A 20059-nucleotide genomic window follows, 5' to 3' on the forward strand; every position below is an offset into this window, starting at 1 on the left:
ATCACCATTCGAATTGAGCCGGAATTGCCGTTCGGTTTAGACCGGAATCACTATTCGATTTTCGCCGGAATACGCACACAAACCAATACAACTCGAGAACTCAGACTGATTTAAGGAGAAAACCCCATGCAAACCCAAGCTATTTCAAACTCCGCCCACAACAATGTTCGTCAATTCCCAGCACCCAAACAAGAGGGAAGGAACCTTACAGATCAACTGGGTTTTACCATTGAAGGCGTTATTGATAAGGATGTGATGACAGCCAAGGCCTTTCCAAGGGATGTTAGGCAATGTATCAAAAATATTGAACTGACCATAGCCATGAGTCCTGAGGTGTCTGCGTCTTGTTATTATACCTTACCCAGAGCCGGGAAGACCATTACGGGCCCTTCTATCCGACTGGCAGAGATCTGTTCGTCATTTTGGGGCAATATGCAGTCTGGGACCCGGGTCATTTCCAATAACGGCAAAAGCGTTGTGGTGGAAGGGTGGTGTTTGGATTTAGAGACCAATGCCAAAGTCAGCCATGAGATCAGCCGAGGGATTGTCACCAAAGACGGCAAACCCTATAGTACGGATATGCAGAATACAACTATTGCCGCTGCGTCTGCCATTGCCTTTAGGAATGTAATTTTTAAAACCATACCCAAGGTTTTTATTGACCAAGCGCTTCAAAAGGCAATGGCTCTGTCTGTTGCGGCCAGTAATCAGGAGGATTTTGAAAAGAAACGTCAAAATATGTTTGAAAATCTTGAGCGCCTGGGTATCCACGTAGAAAAGGTGTTTGCCTTCTTTGGTAAGTCGTCTATCCAAGAGTTTGATCTTGAACATATGAAAATGATCTATGGCATTCGAACGTCTATTAAAGAAGGGATGATTAAAGCCGATGAAGCCTTTGCTTTGTCAGAAAGTCGTTCTGATATGGTTAACTCTCTGATAGATGATCATTAACACGAAAGGCACAAGGAATTTTCTTGTTATTTTTTGCGTGCAAGCAAGTTTGTTTGTTTTTGTTATATTTTTCTTGCGTGCAAATCAAAAAGCTTGCTAACAATAAAAAAGGAAGAAAAAGGATTTTCTTATGACCCTCATTATTGGAATGGTTTCTCAAAAGGGAGGTGTTGGAAAAAGCACTTTGGCCAGACTCGTGGCAAGAGAATATGCCCAAGCTGGATGGCAAGTAAAAATAGCCGATCTCGATATTTCTCAGGGAACAAGCACAGATTGGAAACAAAGACGAGAACAATCGAAAATTGATCCGGAAATTGCTGTTGAGCCTTTTAGAACAGTAATGCAAGCTATGAAGGTTATATCTATTTATGATCTTCTTATATTTGATGGTCCTCCTCATTCGATGTCTGGAACTTTAGAGATTGCTAAAACTTCACATCTTATGGTTTTGCCAACTGGCCTAGCGTTGGATGATTTAAAACCTTCAGTCCTTTTAGCTCACGAGCTTACAGCCAATCAGATTTCCGCGGATAAAATTGTTTTTGCCCTTTGCCGAGTAGGAGATAAAGAAAACGAGATTTTGGATGCAAGAGAATATATTAAAAGAGCGGGATACAGAACTCTGACTGGTTCTATACCAGAAAAAACTGGGTTTAGGAGGGCAAGCGATGAGGGTAAGGCCTTATCTGAAGTGAGCTTTCCAACGTTAAGAAACAGAGCCGAAGAATTGGCGCAAGCAATAATAGATGAAGCATCTCACATATTATCTTTAGAAAAAAAGGTTAAATAATGGCTACAAAACCTCCTTCTCCACCGCGTCGAACATTTAAAGGAGAACCTCCAACATCTATGGAGATAAAATCTAACTTGAAAAAACCTGAGCCCGGAAAAACCGTTGCTCTTAATTTTAGAGTTCCAGCATTTTTCAAAAGAGATTTTAAAATTGCCGCAGCAACCCATGGTATCACACAATCAGAACTCCTTCTCCAGTCGTTTTCCCTATGGTCAGAACGTAACTAAATCTGAAATAACTTAATCGAGCTAGCAAAATAACGTGTTTTCTTGAAAACAAGAAAACGTTTTAGCACGCATTTCTTGCAACCTAAAATCACCCAAACGTACCCGATTCTATCCAATCAGCCACATAGAATAATGTTTCCTCAAAAGTCCGTTTCCTCTTCTGGCTCCAGTTTTTTTAAAAATTCATCAAAGTTAATTGCTATATCCGTAATATCTTTTCCAGAAGGATTATCTCTTATCCACAAAACAACAGACGGTATTTTATTTTTCCTATAATCAAAACAGAATAAATAACCGCCAGCATCCATTCCAAAAGGAATTATTTTATTTTCAATCAGTTCATCTGGAGCATAAAAATCGTCTTCAAGAAGCAACCCCCCAAAATTAGAAATTTTAGGCTGAAAGAATGTACATATAGACGTTTTAAAGTTTTTCTTTCTAAGAGGATCAAAATAATTGATTCCCTTTTTTTTTGGATCTTCGTGAGGGGTATCAGTAAGAAAATCTACATAATTCTTGTCCAGATTCACCCCATAAATACTTTCTAAATCTTGTATTGGTTCTAAAATCATTTTTATATTCGGCATATCCATAAATTATTGACTCAGAGAAAAACCACCAACGTGGCGCAGGAGAGGATGATTATGTATGGCCTCAGGAATCAGCTGCAATCTTCCAAGGTCTTGAAAATAGCTACATCCATCTTGAAAACTTCCTCTTTTATGTTTCTTTCCAAGTGTCAATCTTCAGATTGGATAATTAGATTTGCATGGCATTTCAAGCTTATCTGGGTCTATGTTTAGTTCTGAAAGTTTGGCAAACAAGGCCTCTTCGCCTTGAACAACAAAATCCTTCTTGTTTTTGAGGTCTGACTCACAAACCCATACATCTTGGTCTATTAATTTCTTTTCAGCTTCGAATAGACGTATGCAGTAAATTGGCTTGTCTGTATTAGAGATTTTCACTTTTTTGTTACACAACCATTCTTTGTCTTTATCTAGATCAAGGGGATATACCCCAACCCAGGAATAAAGATCCGGTGAGCTTGATGGAAGTTCAGCGGCCAGGTCGTGGTCTCGGCGCAAAGCGTTTAGTACCTTATAATGTTCATTCATGTCATTAATTCCCTAATCTGGAAAGTAAATACGAATTACGGCAGGACCGTCGTGAAGCTGAAGGTGTGATGACTCATGGGGGTAGGCATCTTTACCTACATCCCAATGATAAGTCCTCTTCTTGCTGCCAAGTAAGTCTTTTGCTTCGGTGGGCCTCATGCCGGTGGTGTTCTTGAATCCCTTTCCTTGATACCTGCCAAGTAAAAGCTCTTCCGCTTCCATACGACTGGCCACCCTAACCTCATTCTGTCCCATTTCTAAGCTTTTTACTGCATCCCTAACGGACTTGCTTGACCAAGGGATTTCTCGGGTGTCAACAGCATTTCTCATGCCAATTCTTTCAGCATGCGCTTTCTGCTTATCAATTCTCCTGATGAAAGGCGCTTGTGATGGCCCTGAAGTTCCACCACCACTACTTGGGACAGCACGAGTTCCGACTGAACCTGTTCCTAACCCTTCAGTATGCCCCGCACTGAACCCACCTCGAGGAATGCCACTGCCGCTACCCTCACTCATCCTAACGAAGAAGGATGGGCCGCCATGGGTCCCTGTTGCCCTGACATCAAACAACAACCTAACCATATTTTGATTAGCGGGTTGGGCTATGTGAGCACTTTCCATAGGCAAGGCATGGCTTAGGGTGTTTCTGAAGTTACTGTTGGCCGCTACTCTGGCGAAGAGATTCTCCGTTGCTGGTGCCTTTGCAAAAAGGTGTTGTGCTAGCGATCTTCCAGCACCAAAGATACCAGGTGCTGTTAATAAGGCTCCACCAACCATTGCGGATGTGGATCCTGTTACGTAACCATAACCACCGATTCCAAGACCAGCCCCTGCTGAATAAAGAGGTTTTAGGGGGGCGCATCCACCCAGCAATATGGATAGTCCAAGGTCCCGCTGGGCTTGCGGTGTCGACACATTGAAATCATTGGAAGCCAAACCAAACAAGCCGCCACTCAGGGCCCCCGATACAACTGCCGCAGTCCCTGATAATGGTAATGTAGAGACGGCTAGACCAGTTGCAGCGACATACGCTGCTGCTTGAGCTGGTTTTGCTTTGGCATAGTCGATAGCATGTAGGGTGGTCTCATAAGTTTGAGAGGAGAACATAGCAGCAGTATTGAGGGATTGCCTGAGAGCAATACGATCCTCGTAGGTTTGACGAGCATCAATTAATTCTGCTGCTGCACTGCGACGAGCAAAGAATCCTTGGTCTTTTACAGCCTCATAGTTGGTTTCTGCTCTCTCTAACCGCACCTTGTTTCTGAAGGTAGTGGGTGAAGAAGAGCGAGTTTTCGCACTTGCATAGGTGACGAAGTTCTGAGCTTCAGCAATTCCCTGGGTAGTTTGATCTAAATGACTAAACGTGAGGCTATGATCAATATTCTCTCTTGTACGCGTTCTTCCTCTTCTTGGGTTAGGATCAGGGTCTCTACCTGAATCGCCCCTCTGTGAGGCCCTAGAGGGCCTTGCTGAAGATGTTTGTCTATCGCGTGCCTCTAAGTTTTCACGAAGCACATCTTCAAGACGATCACTTAAGGATTGTTGATCGGCCCTGGAGTATGCAGGAGGAAGAGGCGATGTGAGTTTCTTCCAATTCTCACCAAGGCTTATTACATTATTGTAGGCAGAAAAGCCCTCCGTCAGGTATTCCAGACCCCTTCCCAGAACATCATAGCTGCTATCATCCTGGTGAACTTCTTGAACATCTTCGTGTTCATGATATTGAGCATGAATACCGGCGTCTACCTTGATCTTGCCTTTTGTATGGAGCTTATCAACCTCAATTGGAGCCCCTAAAGCTGAGAAGGTCATAGCTTGGGTTCCACTGTGGTATCCATGCTTTTCTTCTCCCCCAAAGCCAAAATTCAGACAGCTCATGAGCGTTGTGAAAGCTAATCCCTGACCTCCTGGGATCATGGCGAGAACGATTGGCATAAAGCTGACGCCATAATGGCTGTGACCGGACGCCATGGAATATCCATTCTCATAAGAAGGGGCAGTGACGAACATTTCCCCTATGGAGACGCGGTTGCCAGTGGGACGAGCTATCAGAGGAAACCCTGAGGATGACTCAACAGCCTCTAGATAAGGGATGTCTACCGCCCGACCATCAATCCAGACGCGATGTGTTCTGCGGGTAAAATCTTGAGTACCTCCTATTGGCAAGGTGTTTAACCCAACTCCGTACCCTCTATAGTCATCAATCCGCAGATCGGGTTTTCCCAATATATTCACAAAACTGTGTTGGCTGCCTCTATCAAACGAACTTTGTCGTGACCAGCTTTCGCTATGACCAAAAGAGAGGGTGCAAGGATTTGTTGTATCGGTGGTACTATTTGACCATCCTTCCATGGTTTTTTCATAAAGGGGAGCCTTGACATCAAACAACAGAACTTTTCCTGTCGGGGAGTCCATGGTCATGCCGGCCAATGTCCCAGTTATTTTAGAAACATCGTTAAAGTGAGTCCTACCTAAGCTGAAGAAAGGTGCCACTTCTGTCATCTCGTACTGGCGCATATACTGTTCGCTCGTCGTTGAGGCGAAGTTGGTAAACTTTCCAGCAATCTGCAAAGCGGCCAGGTAAGGATTTCCACTTTTTAGGGCGTTGATAAAACTCATGGCTTCATTGGCATAACCGGCAGCTTGATTAAACCCTTTGAGCATTTGTAAGGGGTTGGAATTAAACTGAGGCAAGGAGAACCTTGTGGGCTGGAAAGAGCTCATATTATCAACCGAACTGGTGGTTGTTTGCTCCATGGTCTGTTGAATAGCTTTATAAAGCTGATTCCTTGCCAAGGTTGACGCTTTGGCAGAGAAGTGAATAGGACCTTCCCAGGTTGTGGTGCCTACTTGGTCTGCACGATTCTTTCTCTCGATATAATGCCCCACATCAAACAGAACGCGCGTTGCATAATGCGCGTTCATCGTTTGGCTATGATGCGCAGATCCACCGCTAGAGAACATATCAGCGCCATCTTTTTGTAAATTTACGATGCTATACGCTGAGGACTGATTCATGGCGGTTCGACGAATGACTTCTTGAGCCTCTTCAAGGTAATAATCTCGGATCCGACGATCATAGCCTATTTCCTCTAGCCTAAAACAGTTAGCAACCTCAGCGGTGGCGCTGATACTGCCCCCAACCCCTCGAACATTGGACCATCCCTCGTAGAAATTGTTGCTATAGCCTCTCCCCCATGTTTGGTGGTGTTGACTGAAACGATCCGATAAAGTCACCGTTGTTTGTTGAATGGTTCCATCAGGGGCAATCCTCATAACCAGACCATTGGGAACATTCAAGGTCGAGGCTTGGGAGATAATCGATTTCCCTCTGGAAACTTGAAACAACAGGGTTGGCAATTCTGTTCCATCAGCCCGGGTCTGTCTTCCTGCTAATAGGTTCCAGATGTTCCCCTCAGCCCTTTGTTGTTGTAGCGTGCTGGTTGTTTGGTAGGTATAGTCTCCCCCGCAGCCAGAACGGTTCACATGGGTCATGTTCGTCAAAACATCAGCGTGTTCAAGAATGTCCCCCCGTTCACTGATGACCCGCGCTCTTCCCCCTGTGGCATGGATATTACGGAGATTCATATCAAACAGAGATTGCAAGCGGATGGCCTCGGAAAGACCGGCTTGGAGATCAGCCTTGTCGAGATCCAAGGTGGAATGACTGAGGATTGTTAGGGATCCATCACTATGATGTACAATACGTTTTTGGGTTTGTTCGTCGACATGGTAACTACCATCAGCCGCATAATAGGCTTTCTGCCCCTTCGTCCCCTGACCTTTATAGGTACCAACATCAAAATACTGATAGGGTCTACCTCCCTCTTGAGTTGTTCCCCGTGAGTAGAATTGAGCAGGATGATGGGAGCCTTCAAGTGTGCTGGTATCGCAGACACCGGCAATAGAAACAGCCATTTGGGGGGCTGAGAAGATGCCGCCGCCAAAGGACCCATTACCGGAAGAGCGGATGGATAAAATGCCAGAGCGCGTTCTAGCTCCTTGAGCATAGAAGTCGCCGCCCATGGCTTCAAGGCTCAACAATTGATCAGCCGTATCAAGGGTGATTCCTTGCATCGCGAGATCACCATGGGTAGAACCCAAGAACAGTCCACCGGTTGCTGTTTGATCTGCCTTAATGGCTAAAGATCGGGCTTTGAGACTCACTTGGCGATCCGTGGTGTGAGATTCATCAATTACCACGTCTTGCTCTTCTGCGGTCACGTGGATGGTTTTTGTTTGAACCCTTGTTTTGCCAAACGCCAAGTCAACCACATCCCGAAACGCAGGAGCCTTCAGAGAGAGGGTTCCTGACCCATCCATAGACCCGAGATAATGACCCCCTCGCATGTTGGCTTCGAAAAAACCATTAATGGTCATTTGACTTTGATTGACGAACCACGATTCCACGTGCGCCCAGGAAGGACCTGACAGAATAAGCGGTTTTTGAACAAGAAACGTTGAGACAGAGGCTTGGAGAGAACCAATCTCTTGCGGACCTGCGTTGGATCCTGGCGTTTGCAAGACGCTCAGAGAGGTAGCGTCTACAGAAATGGCTTGTGCTTTGAGTTGATCCAGGAATCTCACGGATCCTGCCACTTTGGCGATCAACGATGTGTTGAGATTTCCGGAGAGGTCAAGGCTGTTGGCAAAGACCAGGGTGAGGGGACTCTTGAGAAAGAGATCCATGGTCAAACCACCCGTGACGTGCGCCTCGACACGTCGAGAGGCTTCAATACGCCCCCTCAGGCTGGCACTTTGGGCCACCACTTTGACGGACCCTGGACCCACAGTTCCACCCCTGGTGATACCATCATGCCCCACATGACTGGCCTTCAAGAGAATATCGTTACCTGATGTATAAATATCGCCCGCTTGAAAGATGGTCCCTTTGGAAGAGGAAAACAAAATACCATAGCCGGCGTCACCCTGTTCATCAGAAATAACGTATTTTTGTTCTTTGGCTAGTTCCTTGCTTTTCTTTTGGTAGAGGAGTGTTTGCTCTTCATCCAAACCGCTTAAGTCCCCAAAGTAGGCATCGAAAGGAAAGGGGAAGTTATGAACGCGTAGGCGCGCTCTGTTATCCAGGTCATCGGCGCTTTTAAACTCTATATATCGAAGAGCTTCAAAAAGGGTGGAAGGGTTGGGGGCTTCAATGCTGTGGCGGGCGTTTCCGATGAACCGATTGCCCCTAAAGTGAAACCGGGGCCCAAAGGTCATCCCGGAAGCGAGAACACGCATGGCCCCTGCACTATAGACTTTTCCGTTATGCAGATAGGACGTTCCCTCGACTCTATGAGAATTGAGGGAAAATGTCCGAGAAGTCTCTGTGTGTTCGAAGAGGCCTCCAGACATGATGCTTTCCACAAGATCACCTCTGGTGCGAATAAAGCCTCTGTTCTTGAGGGTTCCTTCCAAGAAAACAGTGTCACGACCACAGATATCTCCTTGCAAACCGTTCTCGATGTGAGCCCTGATTTGTATTTGATGGAGAAGATAAGACGAATTGTTTCGAAACTCACCGGCAAAAATAGAGAGCGTTCCGTTCCCTTTGAGTCCTTTTGTTTGGACACGCCCTCTGGCTTCTAAAGGCACTTGTGCGCCCATGGAATTTTGTATGGTTAGGGTGATTGGTTCTGGATCATCCTCTCCTCTTGGGCCTGCCTCGCCTTTTGCCCATAAAACGACGGGACTATGAACCTTCATGTCTTTTAAGAACTTGATAGAAGAGGCATGGAGGGTTAAGGGGTTGACCAGTCGTTCCGCATCTAACGAGATACGGCCTACGCTGGTTACAAAAAGAGGCGGCAAGGGATGTTCTTGACTGACAAGCGTCAGGGCGTATCCCTCCAAGATCTGAAGAGCCAACCCGTGTGTTGTTTTTTCTAAACAGGCTACTTTGCTTCTATCACTCGACTTAAAAAGGATGAAGAGGCTGTCGAGTTTTTCAAGATCGGGACTTAAACTTAAGCGAAGGGTCTGATCCGGTACATCCAAGAGCTGAGAATAGGCAGTGGCTGTTTTATAAGCCGGAGCGTCAGCTTTTTTCTTGAAACGGGGAATCTTAATGGTCATAGCCTCGGCTTTTTCAAGACTCACCAAGTCGGCAGCAATGACCAAGGGTTGTTGGAGAAAGATCAGGTAACAGAGGGTATAAGCTATCCAACGCTGGAATAAAGATCGTTCCTGGGATTTGATAGGGGTCATGGTCTTCTCCTAGTCTTTAGGCCTATAGGTTCGGCAATGGTCACGATAAGCTTGGTCGAGCTGTTCGGCCCGTTCCCTTTGAAAGGTTTGTTTGAACGGGCAATAGGGAGATGCCATCTCGAACGTTTCAAAGCAATGTCCTTTGAGGAGTTCAACAGAAAACTCGTCGGTATGGCCGCCCTCGAAATCGCTCATGGCTCTTTTCATATCGGCTTCGCCAATTTTGACGTTGGTCAGTGTTAATCGATTCAACGGCAAAGCATTCAACAGGCTACATTCCTGAGACGTGGGTGTGAAAATGGGTTCGTCTCGTCCCCCAATTTCCAAAACCCTCAGTTTCCTTGGAAGGGGAAATGTTGGGTATGATCTCGTGATAACCTTACAAAACTTTTCAAAAAATGCTTCAAACGCGGCCTTTGCTGAAGCGTCTTCACCGGACGCAGAAGAAGAAAACAAACTTTGATTTGAGTCATCTGATAACAAGGGGTGAGCCAGCTCTAAGGTCATCAAATGGGAATAGAACATATCCTGAGACTTGTACAAAGTCTGCAAGAGTTGTTTTGGGGTCAAAGATTCCGTGCTTTTAACTTTTGTGATCTTCAATTGATAAAAAGGAGGGGTTGGGGAAACAACATAGGTTTGAGACACAGGATACCACTGAGCCGAAGCTCTTTGTTGAAGGAGGCCTGTTCTCAGAGCACTGGAAGATCCCACAAGTTGAGCATCCACAACCAACCCAACTTTTTGGGTGAACCTTAAAACCACCCGATCTTGGTCACCAGATGTCTCTCTTTTCTTTAACGTCACTTCTTTCGTTTGGGTTAAAAAGAATTCCGGTTTGCCACGGGCTGTTTCCACATACAGATAGGGGACCTGAAGGGTGTCTGCTTTCAGGATTTTATAGAGTCCAGACGAGAAGGTGACAGGCTTTTTGGAGGCTTTAAAAGGTTTTAAAAATTTAGCCTTCACGCCAACCAGCGGTTCACGATGGGTTCCGTCCATCATAAAGGGGGTGAGTTTTTCAGCTTGTGCGAGGGCCGGAATTTGAGGAATGACAGGGAGCTTGACCTCATTTTCTGTAACCCACTCTTCTTCGATACGCATGGCTCCGTTCTCAACCCAGTAATCGGTGAGGCGGATCAATCGTCTACTAAGAAATTGATAGGGAATGTCTTCTAGAAGATGAGATTGAGGGGGGATTTTTGATGCCGGAGGGTACGTCAATTCTATAAACACACTGATATTCGGCTCCGGTAAGTTATCTTCGTGAAATACCCTAAAAGTGCTGGGTGCATAAGATCTGGAAAGAGAAGGAACCTCTTGATAATCATCCAGCACCACGGTCCCTTTGTTATAGGCAAACTGAATGGCAAAAAGAGGATGGCAGGGAGTTTCTCTGTACCATTGAATCAAAGGGGCCAGATTATAGTCGCTCTCCATAAAGGGCTTAGGATGATCGTCTCGCACTTTCAGAGCAAAGGTTCTTTGAATTTCACCCTCATCATCTTTGACAAAAGACCCCTCGAGGGTCTCCTCTATTTTGGATTTTTTATTAAACACTCTGGCCTTCAGCTTTTCTGCATCTGCCGTGTCTACTTTCAGATTGAGAAGAGTATAGGTCTTTTTGAATTTAACGAGATCATCCTCCTCATCTTCTGAATCATCCCCCTCAACCGTGGGTCTTGTCTGCGACGTCGGTTGATCGTCAAAATCTGAGTCATCATCAGAGGCCATGCTGATGTGGATCGATCCATTGAGGGAAAACAGCATCAGCAAAACAGGAAAAGGGTTTTGGATAAACGATTTCAATAATAGAATTTTAGAACTCATCATAAAGATAACCCCTCTGGATGTTTGCTGCAGAAGTTTGGTAACCATTTTTCCTTGTATCACCCGTCAAAATAGCCGAGACAGCTTCGAGGGATGCTAACAACTCGTCTTCGTTTTGATATTTGCTGATGAGCAAAGGTCCTGAATGCAAGATGATGGAATTCCGATAAAAGGAAGTGGGAAACACAGACACTTTTCCTAAATTCACCTTGCGATTAGACTTTAAGATCATACTGCCATCAACCTCTCTCGAAACAATCAAGCCATTCTGTAGTGTCACCTTGAGGGGTTTATGCTGAATGCTCGATTCCGGAGAGTCTTTGAGACAAATTTTTGTTATGTAAGTTTGAAGGCACGACTCACTGTAACAAATCAAGGGTATGGTTTTGGCAAGTGTGGTTGAAAGGGGATCCATGATGTCTTCAAAGGTAACCTTCAGTCGATTGGCTAAGTCTTTGGTAAACGTTTGGGCAAAGGCTTGAACGTGTGCAGCGGGTGTATCTTGTAATACCAACTTGAGCGTGGGAAGGCAGTCATTTTTGTAAAGACCATAGATAGTTTGAATCAAGAATGACTCAGGAAGCCTCTGACCGGCCTTGATCAATACCCTGGTGGCAGTCAAAGGCTTTTGAACAAACAGTAAATGGGATTTGATCCTATCCGTCTCTGTGTCCCAACCGTTCGATCGTCGAATAGACAATAAGTCAAAATCACCCGCACCCCCAAGGCTTTCATGAAGAAAAGCTGCGACAGACGCGGCTTTCAGAAGAATAATTTCCTCTTCGGCAGTGGCGGGTTCTTCTCTAAAGCCATTCGGGCCCCCTGTGGCGAGGATATAGCCAATGGCTGACTTTTTATACTCCAACCTTCTTTGATACGTCAGGCTTTCTGGATTATCAGTGGGTTCATGTGCCGATAAGTAGTGAAGATACCACGTTAAATCTCGGGATCGGCTTCGATGGTAATCGTCCCAATCAATATGAAAGGCGTGCGTGGGGTTATCAATCCCCCAAAAAAAGATTAAACAGAGAAGGTTTAGCCAAGAAAAACGCCAAAAATAAGACGCTAGAGAAGACATAGATGACCTCGCACACAACCTTTTCAAATGGTTTCTACGCGTAGAGGACTTTCATCAACAAACGCCATCAAAAAGTCATCTGTTACATTAATCTCTTAGCACATTTTGTTCGAGCCCCATACTTTTAAAAATCACTTAACATTGTCCTAACTCTGCCACCACAGTTTTCACATGGGCTTAGCGATCTCTTGTGTTTTTTCATTCAACATCTGCCGAAATTCCTTGGATCCCTTAAACATTGGATTGTTTCGAGCTTGCAACATCAAGGTTCTCCCCGTTTGAGTATCCACCTGTTCTTTTGCATCCAGCGGCTGGGACCAAAAACTTCCAAACCCTAACAGACGAACTTCATCCCCTTCCTTAAGGGCATTCATGATCCAGTCTAACATCCCTTGAATGGTTTTGGCTGCCTGATCTTCTGAAAGACCAAACTGTGTCGACAAGTGGCTGACCAAATGATCTTGGCTGCGGATCATGATTTGGCTTCCATCTGGGATATGCATCTATAAGCTGAGGGAAACATGCTTTGAGAGCTCATGTAGGCAGATCTTCCTCTCCCAGAGACATTAAACCAAAGGGGCTATACACCTCGATGACTCCTTTCTCGCTGAGGACATCAACCAGTGTTCTCACTTGCTTCAAAAGGGCTTTGTTGGCCTGGGATTGACGCTGCAAAATGTCTTGTACGTTGGTTATGCCTAAATCCCCGGCTCCTAAACCATCCTGTAAGGTGATGTTCCCATATTTGTAGGAATGAAACGCCGCGATGGGGAAAACAATCGAATGGTTTGACCTGTATTTTCGAATCACAGAGGGCAAGTTAGCGGCGACCATGTCCACAAGACCTTCTTTGATCGCCTTTAAGGTTAAATATTCTTTTTTAAACTCTTCCTGCTTCTTGGCTTCTTCAGCGGAAATACCCCCCTTTTCAGCCCGATAAATCTCCAGATACGCCCAAACATATTTCCTATAAAGCTGTTGCACGGCACTGGAGAGCTCAATTCCGGCCATACCAGCAAAGACTTTCTCTAAAACCCCGGCCGTATCATCCACCAACATGTTTTTGGATTCAAACCACTCTTGGGCTGACCGTATTTTCCCTGGTAGGCAAGGAGCATTTTCTGGAGGGGTGGCATCCGCATAAAACTCAGCCAAACAATCATGAGTCTTGGCATAGTAATATGCCACGATGAAATCATGACAAGAACTCAGCCAGGTTCTTTTGGTGAGCAGCTCGTGCCGCCGTTCATCAGCTTCAGTCTTCCCTTCTTTCGCAACACTGCCGTACCCAAACCCATGAATTTCGTGGATTGTCGAGGGATCAATGAGCGCCCTTTCCATCTCATGAAGCATAGATTTAAAAGATTGCTTCCGGACATCGCTTAAGGGATAGACCTTGGATTCCTTCCATATTGATCGAACAAACTGTCCAGGGGTTTTTAAAGCTTCAAAAGCTGGTTTTCCATAAGGTGTCAGCTTTTCATAAACGAACACAGGATCAATTCCGAGTGTTTCGATCCCCTGCAGAGTTTGAACGGCTAAGCCCTTAACCAATGATTCCTTGGGTTTAGGGGGTGATGGAGGTTCTGGGGACGTATTAGCATAAACCTTCAAACGACCAGAGATAATCTCCTCGATAGGATGGCTTGGTTGTAAGAAAGAAAACGTCTGATAGGCATATTGTCGATAGGCATTGGCTGCCTCCACCATCTCGGTTGTAAAACCGCTTCTTTTCAGAAGGTGCTCAAGATCATCATCCCTCGCCCCTATATTCATCCCCAAAGCCTCAAACAAAGAAAGGCTTAAGAGAATTGCGTTATGACGTCTCGTTGTTTTGGTGAGGGAGGTGAGATCACGGAGGTTATAATCCTGTACAAAAGACTCAACCAATCTTTCCCTAAAACCAGGCTCAAGCTTTAATATATCGAGTTCAGCTGTTTTTTTGCGTCCCAGGTTCAAGGCCGCTTGAATCAATACTTTTTCTTCTTCTTTGGTGGCACATCTCTGTTCATCAATAGCAACCACTTGACCACTGATAAGGCGCGTCATGTCCGTGTACGCTTTGTCTAATAACCTTGCTGGATTAACGGATTGTATTGGGGACAAGGTAGACCCAACCACTTGTGCATCGGCTAAGGTTAAGGTATAGCCAAAGGAGTTCAGAAATCCGGCAAGCCTTATGGCTGAATTAGGCTGATGGATCCAATCCTTCAGAAGAAGATTGTTTTTAAAACCCTGATTTGTTAAGGCCTCAAGGTGTTTTTGGAAGCCTGCTTTAGCTCCTTGGTCTCGGATATCAAACCCAAAAAAATCTTGTTGAAACTTTTGGCTGGCAACAGCAGCAGCATAGGTTGCAATCACCCTCTCCGGATCTTTAATCCCTCTGCTTTTTAAATCCTCTTCTATGGCTTTTAGGTCTACCGGTTTGATCACATGATAGGAGTTAACATGTTTAATAGGGTCAACTCTTGAAACGCTTGAAGCGACATTCGCGAAGGCTGCGGTTGGAAAGGAAGACCCCATCGAGTCAGGCCGTCTTAAGGAATCCAGAGTTATGCCAGATTGAAAAATAGCAGAAAAATGAGCATGCGTTTCGGCCCTGTGTTGTTCGGCAATTCTAATCTGTTCTGCAAATGAAAAGGAAAACGATGAAGACGAGCTAGAAAACGCTCTTTCCCGTTCTTGTTCAAAATTGAAGGGTTCCCACCGCGACGATGCTAAAGCTGTGTGATCCGTTAGAAGAACGCCGCTGTTGATGCCTAAAAGAAGGGATAAGATCTTGGATGCTTTCATAACAAAACCCCCTATTTATAATATAAAATTCCGCGTATTTCATGGGTCCAAAAGCTACCAACGATAGGCTCTTTGTTCTTAAAGACTTATCCCAAAGAGTCTACCTGGAATCTATTATCCATTCAAAGCTTCTTTCAGTTCCTTGCCCCCTTTAAATGTGGCTCGGTTACTGGCCTTTATCTGCATCGTCTCTCCTGTACTGGGATTTCTGCCTTCTCGGGCTGCAAGTTTTTGGATGGAAAAGGTACCAAACCCAATCAAACGAACGTCTTCTCCCGTTTTAAGGGCATCGCGAATCCAATTCATAACTTCATCAATGGCTTTTCCAGCCTTCTCTTGTGTAAGGTCAGCAGATTTTGCTACATGAGAGACCAATTCTTTTTTGCCAAGGGCCATAATCATTATCTTTTCTATACGTTGACCAATGTCTTCAAAATAAGAAAACTTTAGAAAAAGTCAACCCATTTACCAACGATAGGCCCCAAGATCATTGATCTACGATGTAACAAAACCTCATGGCTTAAGATCAGATTTGAGGTTTTTTGTTTGTTGGGTAGCTGTAATAAATCTCCAAGCCTGCAACCCCCCGTTAACTTTTTGTCAACGGGATAACCTTGGTCTGTGAAATTCTCTCCGTTGGTTTTTCAATGGTTAGGGACAAGATTCCCTTGGAAAAGGATGCCTTTGCTTTATCGGAATCTATCTCGAAAGGAAGGGAAACAGTCCGAGCAAAGCTGCCGTAAGAAATTTCCTTCATCCAACACGTTCCTTGTTGATCCTTATCTTCAGTTTCGCTTTTCTTTTCGCCTCTGATTGTTAGCTGGTTTTTAGACACCTCAATCTTAACGTCCTTTTCTTCCATGCCAGGCAGTTCGGCTTTGATACTAACCTCCTTGTCTGTTTCCGTCACATCCAAAGAAGGGAAGTTGTTCGTGGTTGAAAAGGACGGACATAAATCCCAGCCTGTAAAATAGCGATCAAACAGGTCGTTCATTTGCTGCTGTATATTAGCCATAGGGACCAAATCTGAACGGTCTCTAGGCTTAAAGGACAAAATATCTCTAAAAGTCATGGCCTTCTCCTAAGTTCTGTTAGAATGATAAATAGACACTTTTAACCTGCGTAACTAATCGTCAGCTGAGCCTCGACGTCTGTGACGCCTGGAACGGCCCAAGCTGCTTTTTTAGCCTCCTCAAGCTCTGCCCACGAACGAACTTTTCCTTTCAGAATAATTTTCGTCCCCTCGGTCTCTACAGCGATATGTTTAGCGTCCAAAACGGCATTGCGTTGAAACTCGCTGATAATTTGTTTTGAAACTCTTTCTGGATCAATTAAAAGAACCGAGGGCTTCAAAACGATAGCATTTAAAACGTTGCGCACGCCGTAAAGATAACGTACATCACTGTAGGCATTTTCCTTTTGGTATTGATATTCAACTTCACCTGTTAGCTTGATAACCCCTTTTTCTACAGTGACTTGTATTTTATTCACAGGAAGAGACATATCCCATTCAAGCGCGCGAATTGCAGCTGCTGCTATATCCGCATCACTACGTTGAAGAGATGCATCAAGCTCCACTTGCAGTTCTTCAATGACGGCTTTAACGCCATCGATACTTTTAACGGCCCTTTCAGCGAGACTTTTTTCGAAATAACTTCGAACCCGACCACTTAAGGTTACAATGCCGTTCTCTACAGAGATGTTGATATCCTGAGGCCTTAAACCAGGCTGAACATTGAATTTTTCGGAAATTTGATTTTTAAGAATGGTATCACTCATGAGAAGACTCCTTCGGAAAAAGAGGAGGAAATTATCCAAAAGGATAAAACCCTATTTCATAGCGTCATCTCATCAATAGTCCTTTTCAGGTCTTTTTGAAAGAGGAAAAAGGGAGGCTAATAACCCTACTTTGCGGGTTAAATTCTCCGAAACTTGCTTTTTAAGATTTAGCATTGTTTAAAACGATTTCCTTGCAGCTTGCTGCAAAGATCTTCCCTATAACCTGATTTCTTAATGAAGACCCCCAACCTTTTATGCAACAAAGTCAGGAATCTTCAATTATAGGAGCCATGAGTCAACAATCTATTCGACGTTTCCAACTTCTTTGGCTACGTCAATAGCACTCTGGTATTTTTTGTCTGAAAATTGATTCAAGACATACATCACATCATCAGGCGCCTTATTCGCTTTGGCTTGATCTATTAAAGCCTTCTTGTCTGCTGGGAAATGTATCCCTTTGATGTGATGCTCAACAGCACTGGGGCTGGCTTTTTGTGGGTTGCCCCGGCCGCCTTCGCTGGTTTTCTTTCCGCCTTCTGTGGTACCTGCCATAGTAGCCTCCTGTTATTTGTTCAGTTGACAATGAAAGGGATTCGCCACCCCCTTCTTAATCCTTAGCCAGTTCACAAACACATTCTGTGCCTAAGGATGAATCCTTAAAGGTTAGAATGTAATTTTTATTGATATCCATGTTGGAGGACATCCCTTTTGGTGTGATGGGGTTTGTCTTGCCTTTAACGCTAAACGTCTTCTTGCCTCCCATCTCTTCTGCTGTCACAACAACATCTTTCTCCGCTTTAGCAGGAACCGCGAGTTCCATCCAATGCACAGCCTCAGAAGAGGATCCTTCGGACTGAATTAAGACCGTTAACTCTTTAGCATTTTCGTTCTTGATATGAAGTTTACTGGAAAAAGCAGGTGAAACACCTGCTAGAAGCCCTAAGCCAAGGGCAACCGTTAAGATTTGAGTGAGTTTCATTTTACTCTCCTTATCTCTGGTCTCACAAATCCATATTTAGAAAATAACAGGGGCTATGTCAACGTCAAAACCCATTCATAAAAATAGGGTTTAGTCATCGTCAGTGAACAAAATACATTGCCGTAGTTTTTTTAATAAACCAGCTACGATCTGACCGTGTTCTGTCAACGTGTCATTATATTTAAACTCTGTTTGAAAAAGAAAATTCTCGCAGAATGACTCATAGATTGCCAGATTTTGTATTGTTTCATCCAAATACAGCTTACGCCTTTTGCAATGAAGAGAGATAGATACCCTTGCGTTTTGATGGATGAGGACGCTTTGTAAGGCTTCAATCTCTAAAGGAGCTAAGAACACCCTCATTTGGTTGATTCACGTCTAAAAGACAAGGTTACGTCAATCACCGGATACAGCCAGAAAGGAAGGTTTGTAATCAATTTTCATTCAACGACTTGAATTTTCTGGTAAACAAATTGAGGAGCCTGACTTAGATCTATGGGTTCGGCCTCATTCTGGTCTTTCCCACTTGCCCGTCTTCCCGCTCCCTTAAGTTCTTCGCGGCTCGACACAAGGATTGTGATAATGGGTTCTTTCCCGCTTTGTGTATAAGTTTTTCGGAGGTCTTGCAAAAACCCATCGGGTCTTTTCAATTCAATCCAAAATGAAGGGGAACAGAATTGGCACATATCAAAACGAGAATGAATATGAAGAATAATATGATCAACGTCTGCATTAGCCGGTAAACCTTCTAATTCAACCAAGTTTTCTGTCAAATAGGCAAGAAGGTGCTGCTCTGCATCGGCACACCCTTTTAAAGCTTGGTTGATATCATCAATATGCTTTTTAAGGTTAGTTAACTCCGATAAATGCTTTTGGATTATTTCGAGTTCTTGAGTAACGGCCCCTAATGCTTCCCGACGATCAAACTCATAAGCACCTAACTGTTTAATCGTTGTTCCAATCTTCTCTAGCTCTTGATCCAGTTGGGCCTTTGTAGGAACAGCATCTGCGTTTCTTTGATTAAAGCTAAGACCCTTGTGTCTGGCAAGAATCTGTCTGAGTTCCTTGTAATCTGTTCGTATCTTTTGGTCCGCAGCAATACATTTCAGACGTTCATCAAGGTCTTTTAGCACAGAGGGAGATAAAAAAACTCTTTCCCCCGTATTTAACAGCCCTACGGCTTTAACCCTACTGGTTATAGACCTAACAAGGTCATCTTGGTCTGTTGGAGGGAGAAATCGAAAAGAAGAAGATGTCTCGGCTATCTCCACCGTCTTTGAGCCACTCACAAAGATACAGCCTTTCGGAAAGTCATATGTCAACGCCTTCCCTTTTCCATCCTCCCTATAGAGAATGGTTATAGAAGACAGCGCAATATTTCTTGTCGCATCTTTAGACTGAAGTTTGCTCGTCGCCTCCTTTTCGAAAAGAGCCATTCTGTGATGTATGGTATCTAGATCAACACCCAAGGTATTGCGAAAGGATTCCTTCCACCGAACCCCATATTCTTCCCCAGCGGCAGAACCCAAAGCAACATTCAGCGACCAAGATAAAAAGATAACCAAAAAAGTGACAAACGGCCGTTTAGAACCGAATCTTGAAGAGAATTTTTTTTTAACCATAAAACCGACTTTCATAGAATCATTCGTTCTTCTCTGTTTTTAATAAATTCCGTCTTCGTCAGAGCCATAAAGTTCTTCAGCTGCTCCAAAATGCCCATGATGAGCAGCCAATTTTTTCCACTCTATACTTTGACTAGCATCTTTCTTCTCGTAAAACTTCGCTAACTCATACATCGCATTCGAATTTTTATGTTCCGCAGACCATAAGTACAAGCCAATGCCTGTTTCCAAATCTTTTTTTAAAACACTCCCATTCAAATAATAACTCGCAACACAATTGACGCAACTTAGGTCACCTTTCTTAGCTTCTGCAATCGTTTCAAGATGTTGAGTTAAAGTTCTTTTTGGGTGGGTTAAGTCTTTTTCCATTTCCAAAGACGCTGGGTCTATAGCTTTAAAAGATTTCACAGTCTCGTGATTCACTGTTTTATGGTCAGCACCATCAGCAACAACATCGACACTACTCTGGGCACCAACAGTTAAAGCGGTTACTATCATGGGTAAAGTGAGAAAAAACCCTTTTTTTGAATTTAGGAACATTTTTCATCCTCCTTCTTGGTTTGTTTTTTGAAAAATAACACAGTTTCCTTATCCCCTACATGATCTTTATGAAACGATTACTCAAAAGAGGCTCCTTCAACCACCGTTATGCTTGCCTTCTTCCAAGAATTTTCTTAGAATGATA

17 protein-coding genes are annotated in these 20059 nt (G+C 44.2%); 2 read left to right on the forward strand and 15 right to left on the reverse strand.

Going from position 1 to position 20059, the window contains the following annotated elements:
• The first annotated feature begins 126 nt into the window (after positions 1-126).
• Together EQU50_RS07035 and EQU50_RS07040 are read left to right on the forward strand one after the other, a co-directional pair.
• Entirely contained in the window at positions 127-951 is an 825-nt protein-coding gene (locus EQU50_RS07035) for a hypothetical protein (RefSeq protein WP_130154421.1), read from the forward strand.
• A 130-nt stretch (positions 952-1081) separates the two neighbouring features.
• Positions 1082-1741: a ParA family protein gene (locus tag EQU50_RS07040; RefSeq protein WP_130154422.1), complete on the forward strand. Its 660-nt coding sequence runs from the start codon at positions 1082-1084 to the stop codon at positions 1739-1741.
• Here EQU50_RS07040 and EQU50_RS07045 read toward each other — a convergent pair.
• The 15 genes from EQU50_RS07045 to EQU50_RS07115 form a co-directional block, all read right to left on the reverse strand.
• Positions 1734-1919: a hypothetical protein gene (locus EQU50_RS07045; protein WP_130154423.1), complete on the reverse strand. Its 186-nt coding sequence runs from the start codon at positions 1917-1919 to the stop codon at positions 1734-1736. The two genes, EQU50_RS07040 and EQU50_RS07045, sit on opposite strands and share 8 nt — an antisense overlap.
• 192 nt (positions 1920-2111) lie before the next feature.
• A complete protein-coding gene (locus EQU50_RS07050) occupies positions 2112-2558 on the reverse strand; it encodes an SMI1/KNR4 family protein (RefSeq protein WP_165380385.1) in 447 nt (148 codons plus the stop codon).
• A gap of 159 nt (positions 2559-2717) precedes the next feature.
• On the reverse strand, positions 2718-3086 hold the full coding sequence (locus tag EQU50_RS07055) for a hypothetical protein (RefSeq protein ID WP_130154425.1): 369 nt from the start codon (positions 3084-3086) through the stop codon (positions 2718-2720).
• A gap of 12 nt (positions 3087-3098) precedes the next feature.
• On the reverse strand, positions 3099-9293 hold the full coding sequence (locus EQU50_RS07060) for a hypothetical protein (RefSeq protein ID WP_130154426.1): 6195 nt from the start codon (positions 9291-9293) through the stop codon (positions 3099-3101).
• A 9-nt stretch (positions 9294-9302) separates the two neighbouring features.
• Positions 9303-11126 (reverse strand): hypothetical protein, encoded by a 1824-nt coding sequence (locus EQU50_RS07065; protein ID WP_130154427.1) that lies wholly within the window; start codon positions 11124-11126, stop codon positions 9303-9305.
• Complete coding sequence (locus EQU50_RS07070; protein WP_130154428.1) at positions 11113-12201, reverse strand: hypothetical protein; 1089 nt, start codon at positions 12199-12201, stop codon at positions 11113-11115. The genes EQU50_RS07065 and EQU50_RS07070 overlap by 14 nt, the downstream gene beginning before the upstream one ends.
• 167 nt (positions 12202-12368) lie before the next feature.
• A complete protein-coding gene (locus tag EQU50_RS07075) occupies positions 12369-12677 on the reverse strand; it encodes an HU family DNA-binding protein (protein ID WP_165380386.1) in 309 nt (102 codons plus the stop codon).
• 58 nt (positions 12678-12735) lie between these two features.
• The gene (locus tag EQU50_RS07080) at positions 12736-14994 is read right to left on the reverse strand and encodes a hypothetical protein (protein WP_130154430.1); all 2259 of its coding nucleotides are present in this window, start codon (positions 14992-14994) and stop codon (positions 12736-12738) included.
• A 114-nt stretch (positions 14995-15108) separates the two neighbouring features.
• Positions 15109-15396 (reverse strand): HU family DNA-binding protein, encoded by a 288-nt coding sequence (locus tag EQU50_RS07085; RefSeq protein ID WP_277986315.1) that lies wholly within the window; start codon positions 15394-15396, stop codon positions 15109-15111.
• Between the two features lie 187 nt (positions 15397-15583).
• Positions 15584-16066, reverse strand: coding sequence for an Hsp20/alpha crystallin family protein (locus EQU50_RS07090; RefSeq protein WP_130154431.1), 483 nt, complete (start codon positions 16064-16066; stop codon positions 15584-15586).
• Between the two features lie 41 nt (positions 16067-16107).
• A complete protein-coding gene (locus EQU50_RS07095; RefSeq protein ID WP_130154432.1) occupies positions 16108-16773 on the reverse strand; it encodes a BON domain-containing protein in 666 nt (221 codons plus the stop codon).
• A gap of 303 nt (positions 16774-17076) precedes the next feature.
• Positions 17077-17325 carry a DUF2795 domain-containing protein gene (locus tag EQU50_RS07100; RefSeq protein WP_130154433.1) on the reverse strand — a complete coding sequence of 83 codons (249 nt, stop codon included), beginning with the start codon at positions 17323-17325 and terminating at the stop codon, positions 17077-17079.
• 55 nt (positions 17326-17380) lie between these two features.
• Positions 17381-17752: a hypothetical protein gene (locus tag EQU50_RS07105; protein ID WP_130154434.1), complete on the reverse strand. Its 372-nt coding sequence runs from the start codon at positions 17750-17752 to the stop codon at positions 17381-17383.
• A gap of 440 nt (positions 17753-18192) precedes the next feature.
• Entirely contained in the window at positions 18193-19374 is a 1182-nt protein-coding gene (locus EQU50_RS07110) for a hypothetical protein (RefSeq protein WP_130154435.1), read from the reverse strand.
• A gap of 39 nt (positions 19375-19413) precedes the next feature.
• Entirely contained in the window at positions 19414-19914 is a 501-nt protein-coding gene (locus tag EQU50_RS07115) for a tetratricopeptide repeat protein (RefSeq protein WP_130154436.1), read from the reverse strand.
• Between the last annotated feature and the right edge of the window lie 145 nt (positions 19915-20059).

Source organism: Candidatus Finniella inopinata (assembly GCF_004210305.1).
Taxonomy (GTDB): domain Bacteria; phylum Pseudomonadota; class Alphaproteobacteria; order Paracaedibacterales; family CAIULA01; genus Finniella; species Finniella inopinata_A.